The following is a 16810-nucleotide window of genomic DNA, read 5'->3' on the forward strand; positions in this document are numbered from 1 at the left end:
CGCGAGCGGAACCCGTGCCCGTGCCGCCACCGCCCGCCCCGCCGCCCACACCCACGCCGGCGCCCACACCCCCTCCCTCGCCCTCCCCCTCACCGTCCGTACGTCCCACACCCCGGCCCGTGGCGCTGCCCACCTACCGCAAGCCACCGGGCAAGGTCGTGCGACGCGGCACCTCCCTGGTCAACCTCACCCTGCTGATCACGGCACCCGCGGTCTTCGCCGTCGCCGTACTGCGTCCCCGCTCCCGCTGACCTCCGGAGGATCACCATGTCGGAATGGCTTGTTCTCGCCCTCGCCATGGGGGCGGCCAGCGCCGTCGTCCTGACCATCGCCGTGCTCAACAACCGCCGGATCGGAGAGGACGACGACCCGTCCGAGACCCCTGACGTCATCGAGTACATGACGATGATGATCGGCGTGGTCTACGCGATCGTGCTGGGCCTCGCCATCGCGGGCGTCTGGGAGGGACGCGGCGCAGCGCAGGAATACGTACGTCAGGAGGCCCAGGCATTGCACGAGGTGAGTGTCCGCTCGGCCGTCTACCCGGCCGATGTGCGCTCCCGGATCCGCGCCGATGTCGATGCCTACGTGCACCATGTCGTCCACGACGAGTGGCGGGCGATGAGCGAGCACGGCACCCTCACCGACGAGGGCACCCGGCTCCTGGCCAAGGTGCGCGCCGATGTCACCGAGTACCGGCCGAGGAACGACCACGAGGGGCAGGCATATCAGCCACTGGTCGACGAGGTGGCCGCGGCCGACGACGCTCGCAGCGCACGCGGGCAGAGCGCCGGTGCGACCATGCCGGGCGTGGTCTGGTTCGGCCTGATCATCGGAGCCCTGGTGACCGTGGGGCTGATGTTCACCTTGCAGATCCGCAGAACCTTCCGCGAACTCCTGCTGGCCGGCCTCTTCAGTGTTCTGATCGCCTTTCTGCTGTTCCTGATCTGGGACTTCGACTCCCCCTTCGGCCGGGAGATCTCGGCCACCGCGGCGCCGTTCCTCGATCTGTTCCCCCATGCGGCGGGCGGATAGCGGTCCGTCGGAACACGGGCGGTGCGCCGCTCGGGCGAACCCGGCGCCCGAGCGGCGCACTCCGATCGCGAGGGTTATGCACGGCTCCTAGCGTTTGGCGCGTCGAGGTGCATTTCTGACGCTTTGTGGAAACTCGTTCCGCAAGTGCTCCTCGGGGATCCGGAGGACTCACCCATGCGCGCAATAGGCGTCGCACCCGTCGCCCTGCTCGGCGCCGCCGCTCTCGCCCTGACCGCTCCGTCCGCAACCGCGTACGCCGCGACGTCAGGAGGCGCGTCCTCCGCGACCGGGTTCACCGTCACTCCGTCGGTGATCACGCCGGGAAGCCAGGTCACCCTGGCCGCCCGGGGGTGCTCCACAACCGCAACCGCCGGCTCCGGCGTCTTCGACACCGTCACCATTCCCGCAGGTGGCTCGGTCAGCGCCACGGTCGACTGGGACGCGAGACCCGGCGCCTCCTACGAAGTGACGTTCAACTGCGGCACGTCGTCCGACTCCACGGCGAAGTCCGGTCTCACCATCGCCGCGGCTCCGGCACCGACCACCCGTTCCACGGTGGCGGCGGCCGGTCCGCAGGGCGGGCCGGGCAACGCCATCGGCACGATGAACGGTGCGAAGATCGCCGCCGGCGCGGCGTTGGCGGTGGCAGCGGCCGCCGGCGCCGTCCAGGCGGCACGCCGTCGCAGGGAGAGCCGATCGCACTGACAGCAGGGGCAGTGCCGACCGAGAAGTCGCCCCGGGTCCCGGTTCGGGACCCGGGGCGACGGCCGTATCGGGCCGGTTGCCGATGTCCGTACCGGCGGGATCGGCCCGAACGCCGCCGATGACGCACCCTCACCGGCCCGGCCGCGGTCGGGAACCGCGCGGACATCTCACGGGTCCGCCCGGTCCGGTCGTGCTCAGCGGCGCCGGGGCACGGTGATCCGGTAGCCGTCGTCGAGCAGTTCGGGCAGATACCGGCGCAGTGCGGTCACGCTCTGCGAACGGTCGCCCCCTGCGTCGTGCGACAGCACGACGACACCGGGGGCGGCCCCCTCCCGGACCCGGCGGACGATGGTGCCGACACCGGGTTCGGTCCAGTCCAGCGTGTCGACGGTCCAGGCCATGGGCTCCATTCCCATGGCGGCACCGATCTCGAAGGAGTTGCGGTTCCACGCTCCGTACGGTGCCCGGTACCAGAGCGGCGCGGCGCCGGTGATCTTCTCGATCACCTCGCTGGTGGGGCCGAGCTCGTCGCGGACACCGGCCCGGGAGAGCCTGGTGACCAGGGGGTGGGTCCAGGAGTGGTTCCCGATGGTGTGCCCGTCCTCGGCGATGGCGCGCACCAGGTCCTGGTTGTCGTTGGCCATTTCTCCGCAGAGGAAGAACATCGCACGGACATCGTGTTCGCGCAGGGTCGCGAGGATGTGCGGGGTGTAGAGCGGGTCCGGGCCGTCGTCGAAGGTGAGCACCATCGCCCGCCCGAGATCGGGCAGCTCCTCGATCGGCCTCGTACGGACCGGCGGCGCCGCCGGGCGGAAACGGGCCGGGGCACCGGCCGTCATGGGCTGGAGGCGGTAGCCGGCCGTCCGGGCCCGGACGGCCGACGGAGGCCCGGCCGACCCGGCCATGGCCGGGTCGAGGTACCGGACCGGCGTCCCGGCCGGATCCGCGACGGTCATGCGCACGGCGGCGGCCGTACCGAGTCCGGCGGCCAGTCGCAGCAGCGTCCTGCGCCCCGGCAGCCTCTGATCACTTTTCATGACCAACTGCTCACACGGCGCCGCTCCCGCCCCCGCCGTCGACACCGGCCGCGGACGGTTTTGCACCCGATGGAGGTATCCCCGGCAGGGCATCCGGCAGCCCCGGCCGAGACCGTGCCGCAGCCCGCTCCGGAGTCGGCCCGGACAGCGGATAGCCTCACTGCCGTGACAGAACCGCAGCCTCATAAGTTCGAACGTGGCACTGATGGTCCGAAAGTGATCGTCGCAGGCCTCGACGGGTCCGATTCCTCCATGCGTGCCGCGGCCTACGCTGCGGGGCTGGCCCGCCGCCAGGGCGCCATGCTCGCCCTCGTCTACGTCCAGCCGGTGCTGCCCGCGGGGGCCGCTCTCGGCGCACCGATCGCCGACGCGACCGGCGAGGTCGCAGAGGGGCTGGTGAGCGAGATCCGGGAGGCGACCCGGCGGATGAAGGACATATGGGATGTGCGCTGGGAGTTCCACACCTTCCGCGGCGACCCCTACAACGGGCTCGTGACCGCGGCGGACGAGCTGAAGGCGGATGCCGTGGTCGTCGGCGCCTCGGAGTCGGCCGGACACCGGTTCATCGGTTCGGTCGCGATCCGGCTGGTCAAGGCGGGCCGTTGGCCCGTCACGGTGGTCCCGTAGGCGTCGCGGAATCCTCCGCTCCGCCGGACGGCACGCCGTCCTCCGCACCGGCTGCGCCTGGGCCATCATGAGCGTCCGTCAGGGACAGCCGTCAGCGGAGAGGTGACTCATGGCAAAGCTCCGAGTGGGCGAGGGTGTACTGCGCCGCAAGCCGATCGAGCACATCGACGAGAAGGGGCCCGCGGGGGACGTCGCCACCCAGCTCACCAGAACGCTCGGGCTGTGGCAGCTCACGGCCATCGGCGTGGGCGGCATCATCGGCGCGGGCATCTTCACCCTGGCCGGCACGGTGGCGAACGGCACCGCCGGTCCCGCGGTACTGCTCTCGTTCCTGATCGCGGGCGTGGCCAGTGCCGCGGCCGCGTTCAGCTACGCGGAGTTCGCGGGCCTGATCCCCAAGGCGGGCTCCGCCTACACCTACGGGTACGCGGTGCTCGGCGAGTTGGTGGGCTGGTTCATCGGCTGGGACCTGCTGCTGGAGTACACGGCGATCGTGGCGGTGGTCGCGATCGGCATCTCCGGCTACTTCAGCTTCCTGCTCGGGGAGATGGGGCTCGAAGTGCCGAAGTGGATGCTGGGCGCGCCCGGCACCGGCGACGGCCACAAGGTGGACCTGTTCGCCGCGCTGCTCTGTCTGCTCGTGGCGTACCTGCTCACCCTCGGGATCAAGAACGCGGCCCGCTTCGAGACCGTCGTGGTCGTCCTGAAGGTCCTGGTCGTCCTGCTGGTCATCGGTGTCGGCGTGTTCCACATCAACACCGCCAACTACAACCCGTTCTTCCCGTTCGGGATCAGCGGGGCCTTCACCGGTGCGGCCACGGTGTTCTTCGCGGTGTTCGGGTACGACGCCATGTCGACGGCGGCCGAGGAGTCCAAGGACGCCCAGCGCCACATGCCGAAGGCGATCCTGTACTCCCTCGCGATCTCCATGGTCCTCTACGTGGCGGCCTGCCTGGTGCTGACGGGGATGCAGAGCTACGAGGACATCGACCCGGAGTCCGGCTTCTCCACGGCCTTCAAGTCGGTGGGGCTCGGCGGGCTCGCCGATGTGATCGCGGTGGGCGCGATCATCGGCATCCTCACGGTGATGTTCACCTTCATGCTCGGCGTGACCCGGGTGTGGTTCTCGATGAGCCGTGACGGACTGCTGCCGAAGTGGTTCGCCAAGACCCACCCGACCCGGCACGTGCCGACCCGGGTGACCTGGATCGTCGGTGCGGCCTCGGCCCTGATCGCCGGTTTCCTGCCGATCGGCGAGGCCGCCGAACTGACGAACATCGGCATTCTGCTGGCGTTCGTCGTGGTGTGCATCGCGGTGATCGTGCTGCGCTACAAGCAGCCGGACCTGCCGCGCACCTTCCGTACCCCCGGCATGCCGTTCGTCCCGGCCCTCGGGGTGGTGTTCTCGATCTGGCTGATCACCTTCCTCCAGTGGCAGACCTGGGTGCGGTTCGTGGTCTGGTTCCTGGTCGGTCTGGTCATCTACTTCGGCTACTCGTACCGGAAGTCGAACATGGCGAAGACGCCCGGAACGGACACGGGGACGAGCTGACCGGTCCGTCGGGCGGAGGCTGCCCGGCCCCCTCGCGCGCACCGCGCCGGCCGCCGCCCGACCGTTCACCGCACCATTCGCCGCACTGTGCGACCGCTCGTCGCACAGGGCCGCCCATCGCCTGTTCCTCGGCGCCCCGATGCGTTCGTATACGCCAGTCGGCAGCGAAGCCGCAGGGACCTCGGCGGGAAGGGCGTTCACGATGACCACCACGACGACCGATGAGCGGGCCCTCACCGACCTCCAGCGGGAGCACGGGCCCGCGCTGCTCCATTTCCTGCTCGGTCTGACCTTCGGCGACCGGCAGCGCGCCGAGGACCTGCTCCAGGAGACCCTGGTCCGGGCCTGGCAGCATCCGGAGGCCTTCGACTCCGCGTACGACTCGATGCGGCCCTGGCTCTTCACCGTCGCGCGGCGGCTCGCGATCGACGCCCGCCGCTCCCGGCAGGCCCGGCCCACCGAGGTCTGCGACGCCGTGCTGGAGACCACGGCGGCCGGGGACGACACCGCGGAGGCCACGGTCTCGGCGCTCGATGTACGCGATGCGGTACGCACCCTCAGCCCGGAACACCGCGCGGTCCTCGTCCAGATGTACTTCCACGGGCTCACCGTGGACGAGACCGCCCGCGCTCTCGGCATTCCGGCGGGCACCGTCAAGTCCCGGTCCTACTACGCGCTGCGCCAGCTCTCCCGCAACCTCCCCGGCTACTCCGGCAGGTCCTCCTCGCGCAGCAGGGCGAGCAGGGAGACGGCCTCCGCGGCCTCCACGTAGTCGGCGGCGCAGCGGTCGCAGGACCGCAGATGACGGGAGACCGTACGGGCCTCGTCGGCCGTGAGCGCGTCGAGTACGTAGGCACCCAGCTCATGGCGCACGTGCGGGCCCTCCCCGGGATCGGCGGTCATCGCATCCTCGTGTCGTCGACGCATCCGGTGGTGACGGATCCTGTCCTTCTGGCCACGCGGGGCGCGCTCCCTCGGTTCAATGCTCCGTGAAGCGCGGTACCGAACAGAGAAAGAGGCGAAACGGGATGCGCCCGGAGCGTCAGGATGGAACCGGTGGGGGCGGCCTGCTGGTTCCGATGGCCTGGATGTACGCGGAGTACATCGCCGATGAGCTGCTGCGGACCGGCGATCTGATGGAGCCGTCCACACTGGAGTACCGCGCGGGGCGCGACGCCCTGGCGCTCACCATATTCCTCTCCGACGGCTCGGTGGCCGACGCGCTGCCCGCGGCCCGGCTGGACGAACTGCGCCTGCTGACGGCGTACGGGGCCACGTGGTGCGGCTGGGTCCGTGAGCGGCTGGGCGCGCTGGACGCGGCCCCGGCGGGCGGGACGGCCGGCCCGGATCCCGATCTGGCGCTGGCCCGCGCGGCCTGGCGGTGGCTGGAGGAGACCGAGCTGCTCGCGGCCGACCTCGACGCGATCGCTCCGCCGCCGTGGGAGCCGGTGGGCGAGGAGCCGGACGTGGAGGAGGCGGCCCAGGTGTGGACGCCGGCCTGGCAGCTGGGGCTGCCGCTGGGGCATCTGGCGATCCATCTCCACTGACGGGAACCGGGCCGGCCGGTCAGGAACCGTGCACACCGGCCCGGTACTTCGGCAGCCGTACGGTGATCTTCATCCCGGCGCCGATGCCCGTCTCGATGACCAGGCCGTAGTCGTCCCCGTACACCTGACGCAGCCGTTCGTCGACGTTGAGCAGTCCGATTCCGGTGGAGTTGCCGCCCTCGCCGCGCAGGATGTGGCGCAGCCGTTCCGGGTCCATTCCGGTGCCGTCGTCCTCGATGACGACCTCGGCCTCGGAGCCGGCGTCCAGGGCGCTGATGGTGATGCGGCTGGAGGTGACGGCGCCTTCGAGGCCGTGCTTGACGGCGTTCTCGACGAGCGGCTGGAGGCAGAGGAACGGCAGGGCGACGGGCAGCACCTCGGGGGCGACCTGGAGGGTGACCAGGAGCCGTTCACCGAAGCGGGCCCGTACCAGTGCCAAGTACTGGTCGATGGAGTGGAGTTCGTCGGCGAGGGTGGTGAAGTCGCCGTGACTGCGAAACGAGTAGCGGGTGAAGTCGGCGAATTCCAGCAGGAGTTCGCGGGCCCGCTCCGGGTCGGTGCGGACGAACGAGGCGATGGCGGCGAGTGAGTTGAAGATGAAGTGCGGGGAGATCTGGGCCCGCAGCGCTCTGATCTCGGCCTCGATGAGCTGGGTGCGGGAGCGGTCGAGTTCGGCGAGTTCCAGCTGTACGCAGACCCAGCGGGCCACCTCTCCGGCGGCCCGCGCCAGCACCGCGGACTCGCGCGGGGCGTAGGCGATCAGGGTGCCCAGCACCCGGTTGTCGACGGTGAGCGGCACGGCGACGGCCCAGCGCAGCGGGCAGTCCAGGTCGTCGCAGTCGCTGCGGAAGGCGGTGTCCCGGCCGCTGGCGAGGAGGTCTCGCACCTGGTCCATGACGTGGCGGCCGTGGTGTTCGCCCGCGCCGTCCCAGACGAGGACCCGGTCGCGGTCGGTGAGACAGAGCGCGTCGGTGCCGAGCAGGGAGCGCAGCCGGCGGGCGGATCTGCGGGCGCTCTCCTCGGTGAGACCGGCGCGCAGCGGGGGCGCGGCGAGCGAGGCGGTGTGCAGGGTCTCGAAGGTGGCGTGCTCGACGGGGGTCCCGACGTCGCTGGTGCGGACGGGCCGGGCGGTGCGCCGGCCGAGCAGGAATCCGGTACCGAGCAGCAGGAGGGCGAGCAGGACGAGTACGGCGTATCCGGCGCCGGTCATCGGTGCCTCCCCGATGTCAGCGCCTCGGGCAGGTGGAAGCGGGTCATGGCGGCGTTGGTGCCGGGGGGTATCCGGCCGGGGGTGGCGAGGGACACCAGGATCATGGCGAGGAAGCCGACCGGCACCGACCAGACGGCGGGCCAGGCGAGCAGGGTGTGCGGCCAGCCCGGCGGGCGGACCGCGCCGCTGACGGTGATGGCGACGGACAGGAACGCGGAGCCGCCGCCGAGCAGCAGTCCGGCGATGGCGCCGGGCGGGGTCAGCCGCCGCCACCAGATGCCGAGGACCAGCAGTGGGCAGAAGGAGGAGGCCGAGACGGCGAACGCCATGCCCACGGAGTCGGCCACCGGCACCCGGCTGACGATCAAGGAACCGCCCAGCGGCACGCACATGGCGAGGACGGTGGCGAGCCGGAAGTGCCGTACGCCGCGCGAGGGGAGCACGTCCTGGGTGATGACCCCGGCGACGGCCATGGTGAGCCCGGAGGCGGTCGACAGGAACGCGGCGAAGGCGCCGCCCGCGATGAGCGCGCCGAGCAGGTCCCCGCCGATCCCGCCGACGATCCGGCCGGGCAGCAGCAGCACGGCCGCGTCCGCGTCCCCGCCGTGGATGAGCTCGGGGGCGTACAGCCGGCCCAGTGCGCCGTAGACCGGGGGCAGCAGGTAGAACACGCCGATCAGGGCGAGTACGGCGACCGTGGTGCGGCGGGCGTCGCGGCCGTTGGGGCTGGTGTAGAAGCGGACGACGACGTGCGGCAGGCCCATGGTGCCGAGGAAGGTCGCGACGATCAGCCCGTAGGTGGCGTACAGCGGGTGGTCGGCGCGGAAGACGGAGAGCTGCTCGTCGAAGCTGACGCGGGGACGTCCGTCGCCCTGCCAGGCGAGTACCAGGAAGATCGCGGGGACGAGGAGCGCGGTCAGCTTCAGCCAGTACTGGAAGACCTGTACGAAGGTGATGGACCGCATGCCGCCCGCGGCGACGGCGATGACGACGACGGACGCGACGAGCACGTCGCCGAGCCAGCCGGGCGCCCCGGTGAGGATCTTGAGCGTCAGCCCGGCGCCCTGGAGCTGCGGTACGAGGTAGAGCCAGCCCGCCGCGACCACGAAGACGCTGACCAGTCTGCGCACCTGCCGTGACTCCAGCCGTCCTTCGGCGAAGTCGGGCAGCGTGTACGCCCCCGAGCGGCGCAGCGGTGCGGCGACGAAGACCAGCAGCACCAGATAGCCCGCGGTGTAGCCGACCGGGTACCAGAGCATGTCCGGGCCGTGCACCAGCACCAGGCCCGCGATGCCGAGGAAGGAGGCCGCGGAGAGGTATTCGCCGCTGATGGCCGCGGCGTTGAGCCGGGGCCGTACGGTGCGTGAGGCGACGTAGAAGTCGGAGGTGGTGCGGGAGATGCGCAGTCCGAAGCCGCCGACGAGGACGGTCGCGAGGACGACGGCGGCGACCGCGGCCACCGCGTACGTACGGCTCACTGTGCGGGGCGGCCTTCCACGAGCCGGGCGAAGTCCCGTTCGTTGCGCTCGGCCCGTCGCACGTACCACCAGGCGATCAGGGTGAGCGGCGGGTAGGCGGCGAATCCGAGTACCGCCCAGACGAGCGCGGCGCTGTGCAGTGCCTCGAAGACCAGCGGCAGCGTCCCGACGACGACGGCGAGGACCGCGAACGCGGTGAGTCCGGCGCGCAGTTGGCTGCGCATCAGCGAACGGACGTACGCGCCGCCGAGCGCGGTCTGCTCGTCGATCTCCGACTGGGTGCGGTAGCGGGGCAGCGGGCGCACCCGCCGGGGCTCCCCCGTCACCACTTCGCGCCGGGGCGCTGGCTCTGCGGACATGGGCCCGGAGTGTATGCGGCACCGGACCGCCGTGGGAAGGGCCGGATCCTGGTAGGCGCTGGTCAGCGGCCGGTCTGGCGCATCAGCAGATCACGCAGCGCGCGGGTGTGGCGGCGGCTGACCGCGAGCTCCGCGGAGCCGATGCGGACGCTCATGCTGCCCGCGTCGAGGCGGAGTTCGTCGATCCGGCCCAGGGCGACGAGGTGGCGCCGGTGGATGCGCACGAAGCCCCGCGCCCGCCAGCGCTCCTCCAGGGTGGTGAGGGGGACGCGGACGAGGTGGCTGCCGGTGGCGGTGTGCAGCCGGGCGTAGTCGCCCTGGGCCTCGGCGTAGGCGATGTCGTCGATCGGGACGAACCGGATGACCCCGCCGAGCTCCACCGGGATCTGGTCGCCCGCCGTGTCGAGCACGGGCGCGGAGCGGTCGCCGACCTGTTCGGCGACGCGGCGCACCGCCTCGGCCAGCCGCTCGCGGCGTACGGGTTTCAGGACGTAGTCGACGGCCTTCAGGTCGAAGGCCTGGACGGCGAAGCCCTCGTGGGCGGTGACGAAGACGATGAGCGGCGGCGCGGCGAACCCGGCCAGCAGCTGCGCGACGTCGAGGCCGGTGAGGCCCGCCATGTGGATGTCCAGGAACACGACGTCGATGGCGGCCGGGTCGTCCGGGCCCGCCTCGACGGCGGCGCCGATGCGGCGCAGTGCCTCGGTGGCCCCGGTGGCCCCCTCGGCGCTGCTGATCCGCGGATCGGCGCGCAGGAGGTAGAGCAGTTCCTCCAGGGCGGGTTCTTCGTCGTCGACGGCGAGTACGCGCAGCATGGGCCGGAGTGTAGAGCGCGCACGGGTGTGCGGGGCCGGGTGATTCACCGCTTCTTCGCGTACCGTCCGGCCCCCGCACCCCGGCGGGTCATTTGAGCAGCCTGGACAGGCGGCGGTCGGCCAGCGGTCTGCCGCCGGTCTGGCAGGTCGGGCAGTACTGGAGCGAGGAGTCGCTGAACGACACCTCGCGGATGGTGTCCCCGCAGACCGGACAGGGCTCGCCGGTGCGTCCGTGGACCCGCATCCCGCTCTTCTTCTCGGCCTTGAGCTTCCCGGCCGCAAGGCCGCTGGAGCGGGCGACCGCGTCCTGGAGCGTGGTGCGCATCGCGGTGTGGAGCGTGGTGATCTGCTCGTCGGTGAGGTTCGCGGTGAGCAGGTACGGCGACATCTTCGCGACGTGCAGGATCTCGTCGCTGTAGGCGTTGCCGATGCCTGCGATCAGCGACTGGTCGCGCAGGGCACCCTTGATCCTGCGGCGTTCCCCGGCGAGCAGCGCGGCGAACGCGTCGCGGTCGAATGAGCCGGCGAGGGGGTCGGGGCCCAGCCGGGCGATACCGGGGACCTCGGCCGGGTCGTGCACCAGGTACACGGCGAGGCGTTTGGTGGTGCCCGCCTCGGTGAGGTCGAAGCCGTCACCGCCGGTGAGCACGGTGCGCAGCGCCAGGGGGCCCTTGCCGGGGCGCGGCGGCTCGGCGGGGAAGGCGTCCTTCCAGCGCAGCCAGCCGGCCCGGGCGAGATGGGTGATCAGGTGCAGCGGTCCGGCGCCGATGTCCAGGAACTTGCCGTGCCGGGCGATGCCGGTGACCGTGGTGCCGTGCAGGGCGGACAGCGGTGGGTCGTACGTCTTGAGGACGCTGACGTTGAGCGGCAGGACGCGGTCGATCTCCTTGCCGACCAGGTGGTCGTCGAGGAAGACCCGCAGGGCTTCGACTTCCGGCAGTTCGGGCATGGTTCCAGACTGCCGGAAGCCTGGGCGGGATGCCTATCGGAGGCCGTAGACCCGCTCGGCCGTGGTGGCGAACACCCGGGCCCGTTCGTCCTCGGTGAGGGCGTCGGTGAGGGTGCGTGCCGCGTCGACGACCTCCCCGTACGTCGCCGCGAGCCGGCAGACGGGCCAGTCCGAGCCGAACATCAGCCGGCCGGGACCGAAGGCGTCGAGGACGGTGTCGGCGTACGGGCGCAGGTCGCGCACGGTCCAGGTGCGCGGGTCGGCCTCGGTGACCAGCCCGGAGAGCTTGCAGACGGTGTTGGGGCGGGCGGCCAGGGCCCGGACGTCGTCGGCCCAGGGGCGCAGTTCCGCGGCGGCGACGGGCGGCTTGCCGGCGTGGTCGAGCACGAAGGTCAGCTCGGGCAGCAGTGCGGCGGCCTGGACGGTGGCGGGCAGTTGGCGGGCCTGCACGACGACGTCGTGGACGAGTCCGGCGGCGGCGACGGCGCGCAGTCCGCGCAGGACGTCGGGGCGCAGCAGCCAGCCGGGGTCGGGTTCGCCCTGGACCTGGTGGCGGATGCCGACGAGCCGGTCGCCGCCGGGCAGTTCGCGCAGTGCGGCGAGGGTGTCGGCGACGTCCGGTGCGGTCAGGTCGCACCAGCCGACGACGCCCGCGACGAGGTCGCTGTCGTGGGCGAGGGCCAGGAACTCGGGGGTCTCGTCGGGGACGGTGACGGTCTGGACGAGGACGGTGGCACACACCCCGGCGGCGCGCGCCTCGGGCTCCAGGTCGGCGAGGGCGAAGTTCCGCCGGAGCGGGGCGAGTTCGTCGCCGGTGATCCAGTCCTGGTCGCGCACCGACAGGTCCCACACATGGTGGTGGGCGTCGACGATCCGTTGCTGACCCGTCATGTCACAGCTCCCAGGCGACCGGGAGCCCGGCTGCGGCGCCGTCGGCCGAGTAGTCGTGCGACACGTCGAGCAGTTCGTCCATCCTGGCCTGCCAGGCGACGTTGACGGGGAGCCGCTCCAGCTCGGCGAGGAGTGCGGCGTAGTCGTCGCAGTCGATGACGTGGAAGAGGTCGGTGCCGCTGCGCCAGATCGTCCAGGAGGTGGCGCCCGCGGCGCGGATCGCGGCGGTGAGCTCCGCCGGGACTTCGCGGTGCGCGGCCTCGTACTCCTCGATGCGGTCGGCGCGGACCTTGGTGTGCAGGGCGATTCTCATGTCAGTGTCCGTTCTCGGTCAGCAGGCCCTCGGCGCGCAGTTCGTCCCAGAGCTCGTCCGGGATCTCGCGGCGGAGCAGGGCGGCGGCGTCGCGCACCTCGTCCGGGGATCGGGTGCCCACCAGGACTCCGGAGACGGCGGGGTGGGCGAGCGGGTAGTGCAGGGCGGCGGCGCGCAGCGGGACGCCGTGGCCCTCCGTGACGGCCTTGATGCGCAGGGCACGGTCCAGGAGGGAGAGGGGCGCGGCCGTGTAGTCGTACGTGGCGCCGGGGCGCGGGTCGGCGAGCAGCCCGGAGTTGAAGACGCCGCCGACGACCACGCTGCGGCCCCGGGCGGCGGCCTCGGGCAGCAGCTCGGTGAGCGCGGACTGGTCGAGGAGGGTGTAGCGCCCGGCACAGAGCACCACGTCGATGTCGGTGTCGCGCAGGAACCGGGTCAGCATCGCCGTCTGGTTCATCCCGGCACCGATGGCGCCGACGACGCCCTGTGCGCGCAGCTTCTCCAGTGCCGGGTAGGCCTCGTGGAACGCGGCTTCCGCGTGGTCGTCCGGGTCGTGCAGATAGGCGATGTCGATGCGGTCGAGCCCGAGCCGCTGCAGGCTGTCCTCGATGCTGCGGTGTACGCCGTCGGCGCTGAAGTCCCAGCGGCGGCGGTGGGTGGCGGGCACGGCGAAGCCTTCGGACAGGGCGTCGGAGCCGTTCCCTGAGCCGGTGGCTCCGGCGGGCAGCGGGTCGAGCACCCGTCCCACCTTCGTGGACAGCGTGAACGAGTCGCGGGGCCTGCCGCGCAGGGCTTCGCCCAGTCGCCGTTCGGACAGGCCGAGTCCGTAGTGCGGTGCGGTGTCGAAGTAGCGGATGCCCTCGTCCCAGGCCGCGTCGACCGCCGCGGCCGCCCGTGCCGGCTCGACGACGGTGAAGAGATTACCGATGGCGGCCGCCCCGAAGGACAGCTCGGTGACCTCGACCGCGCTGCTTCCCAGCCTGTTGCGCCGCATGCTTCCGCCGCCCTCCCCAATGATCGCTTCTTGCACACAGCGAATATTCATCGGATCACTTGGGCACGTCAACACCCCATGCGCCACCGACCGTGACACTTTCCCGGATATCTGTCCGACCTATGACCGATCGGGGCGGCGGTGACTCAGCGCGTCGTCAGCAATGCGAGCAGCTCGGCCACCTCGTCGTCGGCGCAGCGCGCCAGCCGGTCCAGGTCGGGCAGCGCCTTGCCGTCGGCCACCAGCCCGACCCGCACCCGGCCGCCGTACGTGGACAGCGCGATGGCGAGGGACTGCCCCCTGGCGAGCGGTGCCATCGGGTAGACGGCGCGCAGCGGGCAGCCGCCGAGCGAGAGCGCCGAGCGCGGCAGCGGCACGCTGGTGACCAGAACGTCGAAGAGCATCCGGGCGGCGTTCCCGGCGAGCGGCGCTCCGAATCGGTGGGCCAGCGAGGGGAGTTGGTCGGCCAGCACGGCGACGGCACCGGCGCCGCGGAAGGGGCCGGCGGCCTTGTTGCGGTCCATGGCGGTACGGACGAGGGCGAGCCGCCGCCACGGGTCGGGTTCGCCGACCGGGAGCCCGAGCAGATAGGCGGAGAGCTTGTTGCCGCTCGCCGCCTGGCCCGGCCTGCGACGGGAGACCGGCACCAGGGCGCGCGGATCCTCCTCGGGCAGCGGCTCGCCGCGCTCCCGCATCCAGCGGCGCAGCGCTCCGGCGACGACGGCGAGCAGGACGTCGTTGGTCGTGCCGCCCGCGGCGCGGCGGATCCGCTGGACGGCTTCGAGGTCCAGGTCCGCCGTGGCCAGGCGCCGGGTGCCGCTGGAGCTCGCGGTGAGCGCGGGCGCCCCGCGCGGGTCGAGACGGCTGGCCCGCACCATGGAGGCACCGACGCCGAACGCCCGCCCGAGATCCTCGATCCGGCCGAGCGCGAGGCCGGCCACCTGGCGCGGGCCGGGCATCCAGGAGCGGGGCGGAACGGTGCGCGCCCGGCGGGCGGGGGCCCCGGCGCGAGGGCGTCCGGCGACGGCGATCTCGTCGAAGATCCCGGCGCCGATGGCGACCGCGCGCATGCCGTCGGCCAGCGCGTGGTGGAGTTTGACGAGCACCGCGAAGGGCCCGCCGTCGGCGCCGCCGATCACGTACATCTGCCAGGGCGGCAGCCCGCGTTCGAGCGGCCGTTCCATCAGTTCGCCGGCGAGCCGGGTGGCACCCGCCATGAATCCGCCGTCCCCGTCCCGCGACTCCGCACCGGTCAGCCGTACCCGCTCGATGTGCCGGTGTACGTCGAAGTCCTTGTCAACGAACCAGGCGGCACCGCCGACGGGCAGCAGTACGTCCCTGACCCGCATCCGCAGCCGGGGAATGGCGGCGGCGCGGGTGCCCAGCAGTTCGAGCACGGCCTCGGCGTCGGCGCCGTGCGCCGGGCCGGGGGCCGGGGCGAAGACGGCGAGCGCGCCGAGGTGCATCGGATGGGCATCGGATTCGAGGTGCCAGAAGGCCAGATCGAGGGGTGCCAGCAGCTCAGTTCCCAACGGGTCCTCATGTCATCGAAGACAAATACTGACGGGTCGCAGTCAATCGTTCGCGGTCGGTTACGGTCAAGTACAGACATGTTACGTTCTGTTACTGTTGAGTAGGAAGTGCGGCTTTGGTAGCGAAATGCGGTGCGGGCAGGTGCATGCGGTTTCGGTAGTGAAATGTGTTGCGGGCAGGTGTGTGCGCTTTCGTCACTCGTGTGCCGGGATCACGAACTCGCACCAGACGCACTTGCCACTGCCCCGGGACTCCACGCCCCACAGATCCGCCAGCCGGTCCACCAGCATCAGCCCCCGCCCGGAGACCCCCGCCTCCCCCGCGTCCCGGCGCCTGGGCAGCGCGCTGGAGCGGTCCTCGACGTCGACCCGCAGCCGCCGCTCGGGGCCGGTGAGCACCCGGATGGTGACGATGGCCCCGCCGTCCGTGTGCATGAGGGCGTTGGTGATCAGCTCGTCGGCGGCGAGCTCGACCTCGTCGGCCCGCGCCTTGGCGCCCCAGGCACGTACCGCCGCCCGGATCATGTGCCGCGCCGAGCTCAGCGCCTCCGGGTCGCTCTGGGCGACGTGCTGCTGGAGCCGGCCGCCCGGCTGAGGTGCGTGGGCCACCTTCCGGCGCAGCAGCAGGACCGCGACATCGTCCTCGCCGCCGCGCTCGTCGACCTCCTCGCAGAGCCGGTCGGCCAGCCGCTGGAGGTCCTGCGGGCCGTTGCGCACCATGGCCGTCAGCAGCTGTATGCCCTCGTCGAGATCGGCGCCCGGCAGCTCCACGAGCCCGTCGGTGAACAGCAGCAGGGTCTGGCCGGGATCCAGCTCGACGGTGCTGACCGGATATTCGAGCCGCCCGAACTCGGCCGAGAGCCCCAGCGGCAGCCCGCCCTCCGCGGGCAGCCTGCGGCAGTTGCCGTCGCTCTCGCGCACCAGCGGGTCGACGTGGCCGGCCCGGACCAGCTGCACCACTCCGGTGGTCAGGTCGACCTCGGCGTAGGTACAGGTCGCGAAGCGGTCCGTGTCCAGCTCGTGGAGGAAGACGGAGGCCCGCGCCATCACCGTGGCGGGGCTGTGCCCCTCGGCCGCGTAGGCGCGCAGCACGATGCGCAGCTGTCCCATGACGGCCGCCGCATGGGTGTCGTGCCCCTGCACGTCGCCGATGACGGCCCCGACCCGGCCGCCGGGCAGCGGAATGACGTCGTACCAGTCGCCCCCGATGTCCCGGCCCAGCCGGGCCGAGCGGTACCGGACGGCGACCTGCGCCCCCGGCACGTCCGGGATCCTGCGCGGCAGCATGGCCTGCTGGAGGCCCTCGGCGAGGTCGTGCTCCTGCTCGTACAGCATGGCCCGCTGCAGGCTCTGCGCGATGGAGCTGCCGAGCGCGACCAGCAGATTGCGTTCGTCGCTGGTGAAGCCGTCCTTGTCGCTGTAGAGCAGGCCGAGCGCGCCGATGGGGCGGGCCTGGGCGATCAGTGGCAGATAGGCGGCCGAGGTGATGCCGAGGTGGCTGATGTGGGGCCACAGGATCGGGTACGAGGTGGCGAAGTCGGTGGCGGACTCGATGAAGCGGGGCGCGAGCGTGCGCACCACCTCGCTCATCGGGTACTGCTCGTCCGTCCGGGTGTAGCGGGTGCCGGGCACGAACGAGTCCTCCGGGCCGTCGGCCACCAGATGGATGCGTCCGGCCTCCATCAGTCCCATGACCAGGCTGGTCGCACCGAGATGCGCCAGGCCCTGGGAGTTCTTGAGCACCTCGATGACGTCCCCGACGGTGC

Annotated in this window: 19 protein-coding genes; 7 read left to right on the top strand and 12 right to left on the bottom strand. The window is 71.9% G+C overall.

Annotated elements, in window-relative coordinates; genetic code table 11:
• Positions 1 to 119 precede the first annotated feature (119 nt).
• The 3 genes from EES42_RS47325 (at position 120) to EES42_RS24690 (ending at position 1740) form a co-directional block, all read left to right on the top strand.
• Positions 120 to 251 (top strand): hypothetical protein, encoded by a 132-nt coding sequence (locus tag EES42_RS47325; protein ID WP_259929185.1) that lies wholly within the window; start codon positions 120 to 122, stop codon positions 249 to 251.
• A gap of 16 nt (positions 252 to 267) precedes the next feature.
• A complete protein-coding gene (locus EES42_RS24685) occupies positions 268 to 1035 on the top strand; it encodes a bestrophin-like domain (RefSeq protein ID WP_124720446.1) in 768 nt (255 codons plus the stop codon).
• Positions 1036 to 1209: 174 nt separating this feature from the next.
• Positions 1210 to 1740: a hypothetical protein gene (locus EES42_RS24690; protein ID WP_124720447.1), complete on the top strand. Its 531-nt coding sequence runs from the start codon at positions 1210 to 1212 to the stop codon at positions 1738 to 1740.
• 194 nt (positions 1741 to 1934) lie between these two features.
• Here EES42_RS24690 and EES42_RS24695 read toward each other — a convergent pair whose 3' ends face one another.
• Positions 1935 to 2777 carry a polysaccharide deacetylase family protein gene (locus tag EES42_RS24695; protein ID WP_124720448.1) on the bottom strand — a complete coding sequence of 281 codons (843 nt, stop codon included), beginning with the start codon at positions 2775 to 2777 and terminating at the stop codon, positions 1935 to 1937.
• Between the two features lie 165 nt (positions 2778 to 2942).
• Between EES42_RS24695 and EES42_RS24700 the strand changes: the two genes are divergently transcribed.
• From EES42_RS24700 to EES42_RS24710, 3 genes are all read left to right on the top strand, one after another.
• On the top strand, positions 2943 to 3404 hold the full coding sequence (locus EES42_RS24700) for a universal stress protein (RefSeq protein WP_124720449.1): 462 nt from the start codon (positions 2943 to 2945) through the stop codon (positions 3402 to 3404).
• 109 nt (positions 3405 to 3513) lie between these two features.
• Positions 3514 to 4956, top strand: coding sequence for an amino acid permease (locus tag EES42_RS24705; protein WP_124720450.1), 1443 nt, complete (start codon positions 3514 to 3516; stop codon positions 4954 to 4956).
• A gap of 202 nt (positions 4957 to 5158) precedes the next feature.
• Positions 5159 to 5728, top strand: coding sequence for a sigma-70 family RNA polymerase sigma factor (locus EES42_RS24710; protein WP_124720451.1), 570 nt, complete (start codon positions 5159 to 5161; stop codon positions 5726 to 5728).
• Here the strand turns inward: EES42_RS24710 and EES42_RS24715 are convergent.
• Positions 5662 to 5859, bottom strand: a complete 198-nt coding sequence (locus EES42_RS24715; protein ID WP_124720452.1) for a zf-HC2 domain-containing protein — start codon at positions 5857 to 5859, stop codon at positions 5662 to 5664. The genes EES42_RS24710 and EES42_RS24715 overlap by 67 nt on opposite strands.
• 125 nt (positions 5860 to 5984) lie before the next feature.
• Between EES42_RS24715 and EES42_RS24720 the strand changes: the two genes are divergently transcribed.
• Positions 5985 to 6503, top strand: coding sequence for a hypothetical protein (locus tag EES42_RS24720; protein ID WP_124720453.1), 519 nt, complete (start codon positions 5985 to 5987; stop codon positions 6501 to 6503).
• Between the two features lie 19 nt (positions 6504 to 6522).
• Here EES42_RS24720 and EES42_RS24725 read toward each other — a convergent pair whose 3' ends face one another.
• From EES42_RS24725 to EES42_RS24770, 10 genes are all read right to left on the bottom strand, one after another.
• A complete protein-coding gene (locus tag EES42_RS24725; protein WP_124720454.1) occupies positions 6523 to 7713 on the bottom strand; it encodes a sensor histidine kinase in 1191 nt (396 codons plus the stop codon).
• Entirely contained in the window at positions 7710 to 9191 is a 1482-nt protein-coding gene (locus EES42_RS24730) for a sodium/solute symporter (RefSeq protein ID WP_124720455.1), read from the bottom strand. The genes EES42_RS24725 and EES42_RS24730 overlap by 4 nt, the downstream gene beginning before the upstream one ends.
• Entirely contained in the window at positions 9188 to 9550 is a 363-nt protein-coding gene (locus EES42_RS24735) for a hypothetical protein (RefSeq protein ID WP_124720456.1), read from the bottom strand. The genes EES42_RS24730 and EES42_RS24735 overlap by 4 nt, the downstream gene beginning before the upstream one ends.
• A gap of 62 nt (positions 9551 to 9612) precedes the next feature.
• A complete protein-coding gene (locus EES42_RS24740) occupies positions 9613 to 10365 on the bottom strand; it encodes a LytR/AlgR family response regulator transcription factor (RefSeq protein WP_124720457.1) in 753 nt (250 codons plus the stop codon).
• 88 nt (positions 10366 to 10453) lie between these two features.
• Positions 10454 to 11314 (bottom strand): Fpg/Nei family DNA glycosylase, encoded by an 861-nt coding sequence (locus tag EES42_RS24745; protein ID WP_124720458.1) that lies wholly within the window; start codon positions 11312 to 11314, stop codon positions 10454 to 10456.
• A 33-nt stretch (positions 11315 to 11347) separates the two neighbouring features.
• Positions 11348 to 12205, bottom strand: coding sequence for an amidohydrolase family protein (locus EES42_RS24750; RefSeq protein ID WP_124720459.1), 858 nt, complete (start codon positions 12203 to 12205; stop codon positions 11348 to 11350).
• Position 12206: 1 nt separating this feature from the next.
• On the bottom strand, positions 12207 to 12518 hold the full coding sequence (locus EES42_RS24755; RefSeq protein ID WP_124720460.1) for an L-rhamnose mutarotase: 312 nt from the start codon (positions 12516 to 12518) through the stop codon (positions 12207 to 12209).
• Between the two features lies 1 nt (position 12519).
• A complete protein-coding gene (locus tag EES42_RS24760; protein ID WP_124720461.1) occupies positions 12520 to 13512 on the bottom strand; it encodes an aldo/keto reductase in 993 nt (330 codons plus the stop codon).
• 146 nt (positions 13513 to 13658) lie between these two features.
• On the bottom strand, positions 13659 to 15044 hold the full coding sequence (locus EES42_RS24765; RefSeq protein ID WP_124720462.1) for a wax ester/triacylglycerol synthase family O-acyltransferase: 1386 nt from the start codon (positions 15042 to 15044) through the stop codon (positions 13659 to 13661).
• A 195-nt stretch (positions 15045 to 15239) separates the two neighbouring features.
• Positions 15240 to 16810 (bottom strand): ATP-binding SpoIIE family protein phosphatase (locus tag EES42_RS24770; protein ID WP_124720868.1); only part of this gene is annotated, 1571 nt, incomplete at its 5' end.

The sequence above is a fragment of the Streptomyces sp. ADI95-17 genome, from assembly GCF_003846175.1.
GTDB lineage: Bacteria > Actinomycetota > Actinomycetes > Streptomycetales > Streptomycetaceae > Streptomyces > Streptomyces sanglieri.

Coding starts and splice junctions, on each gene's coding strand:
- EES42_RS24720 (WP_124720453.1), top strand. CDS start 5,985: ATGCGCCCGGAGCGTCAGGATGGAACCGGTGGGGGCGGCCTGCTGGTT.
- EES42_RS24740 (WP_124720457.1), bottom strand. CDS start 10,365: ATGCTGCGCGTACTCGCCGTCGACGACGAAGAACCCGCCCTGGAGGAA.
- EES42_RS24735 (WP_124720456.1), bottom strand. CDS start 9,550: ATGTCCGCAGAGCCAGCGCCCCGGCGCGAAGTGGTGACGGGGGAGCCC.
- EES42_RS24725 (WP_124720454.1), bottom strand. CDS start 7,713: ATGACCGGCGCCGGATACGCCGTACTCGTCCTGCTCGCCCTCCTGCTG.
- EES42_RS24760 (WP_124720461.1), bottom strand. CDS start 13,512: ATGCGGCGCAACAGGCTGGGAAGCAGCGCGGTCGAGGTCACCGAGCTG.
- EES42_RS24705 (WP_124720450.1), top strand. CDS start 3,514: ATGGCAAAGCTCCGAGTGGGCGAGGGTGTACTGCGCCGCAAGCCGATC.
- EES42_RS24755 (WP_124720460.1), bottom strand. CDS start 12,518: ATGAGAATCGCCCTGCACACCAAGGTCCGCGCCGACCGCATCGAGGAG.
- EES42_RS24710 (WP_124720451.1), top strand. CDS start 5,159: ATGACCACCACGACGACCGATGAGCGGGCCCTCACCGACCTCCAGCGG.
- EES42_RS24695 (WP_124720448.1), bottom strand. CDS start 2,777: ATGAAAAGTGATCAGAGGCTGCCGGGGCGCAGGACGCTGCTGCGACTG.
- EES42_RS24685 (WP_124720446.1), top strand. CDS start 268: ATGTCGGAATGGCTTGTTCTCGCCCTCGCCATGGGGGCGGCCAGCGCC.
- EES42_RS24750 (WP_124720459.1), bottom strand. CDS start 12,205: ATGACGGGTCAGCAACGGATCGTCGACGCCCACCACCATGTGTGGGAC.
- EES42_RS24690 (WP_124720447.1), top strand. CDS start 1,210: ATGCGCGCAATAGGCGTCGCACCCGTCGCCCTGCTCGGCGCCGCCGCT.
- EES42_RS24715 (WP_124720452.1), bottom strand. CDS start 5,859: ATGACCGCCGATCCCGGGGAGGGCCCGCACGTGCGCCATGAGCTGGGT.
- EES42_RS24745 (WP_124720458.1), bottom strand. CDS start 11,314: ATGCCCGAACTGCCGGAAGTCGAAGCCCTGCGGGTCTTCCTCGACGAC.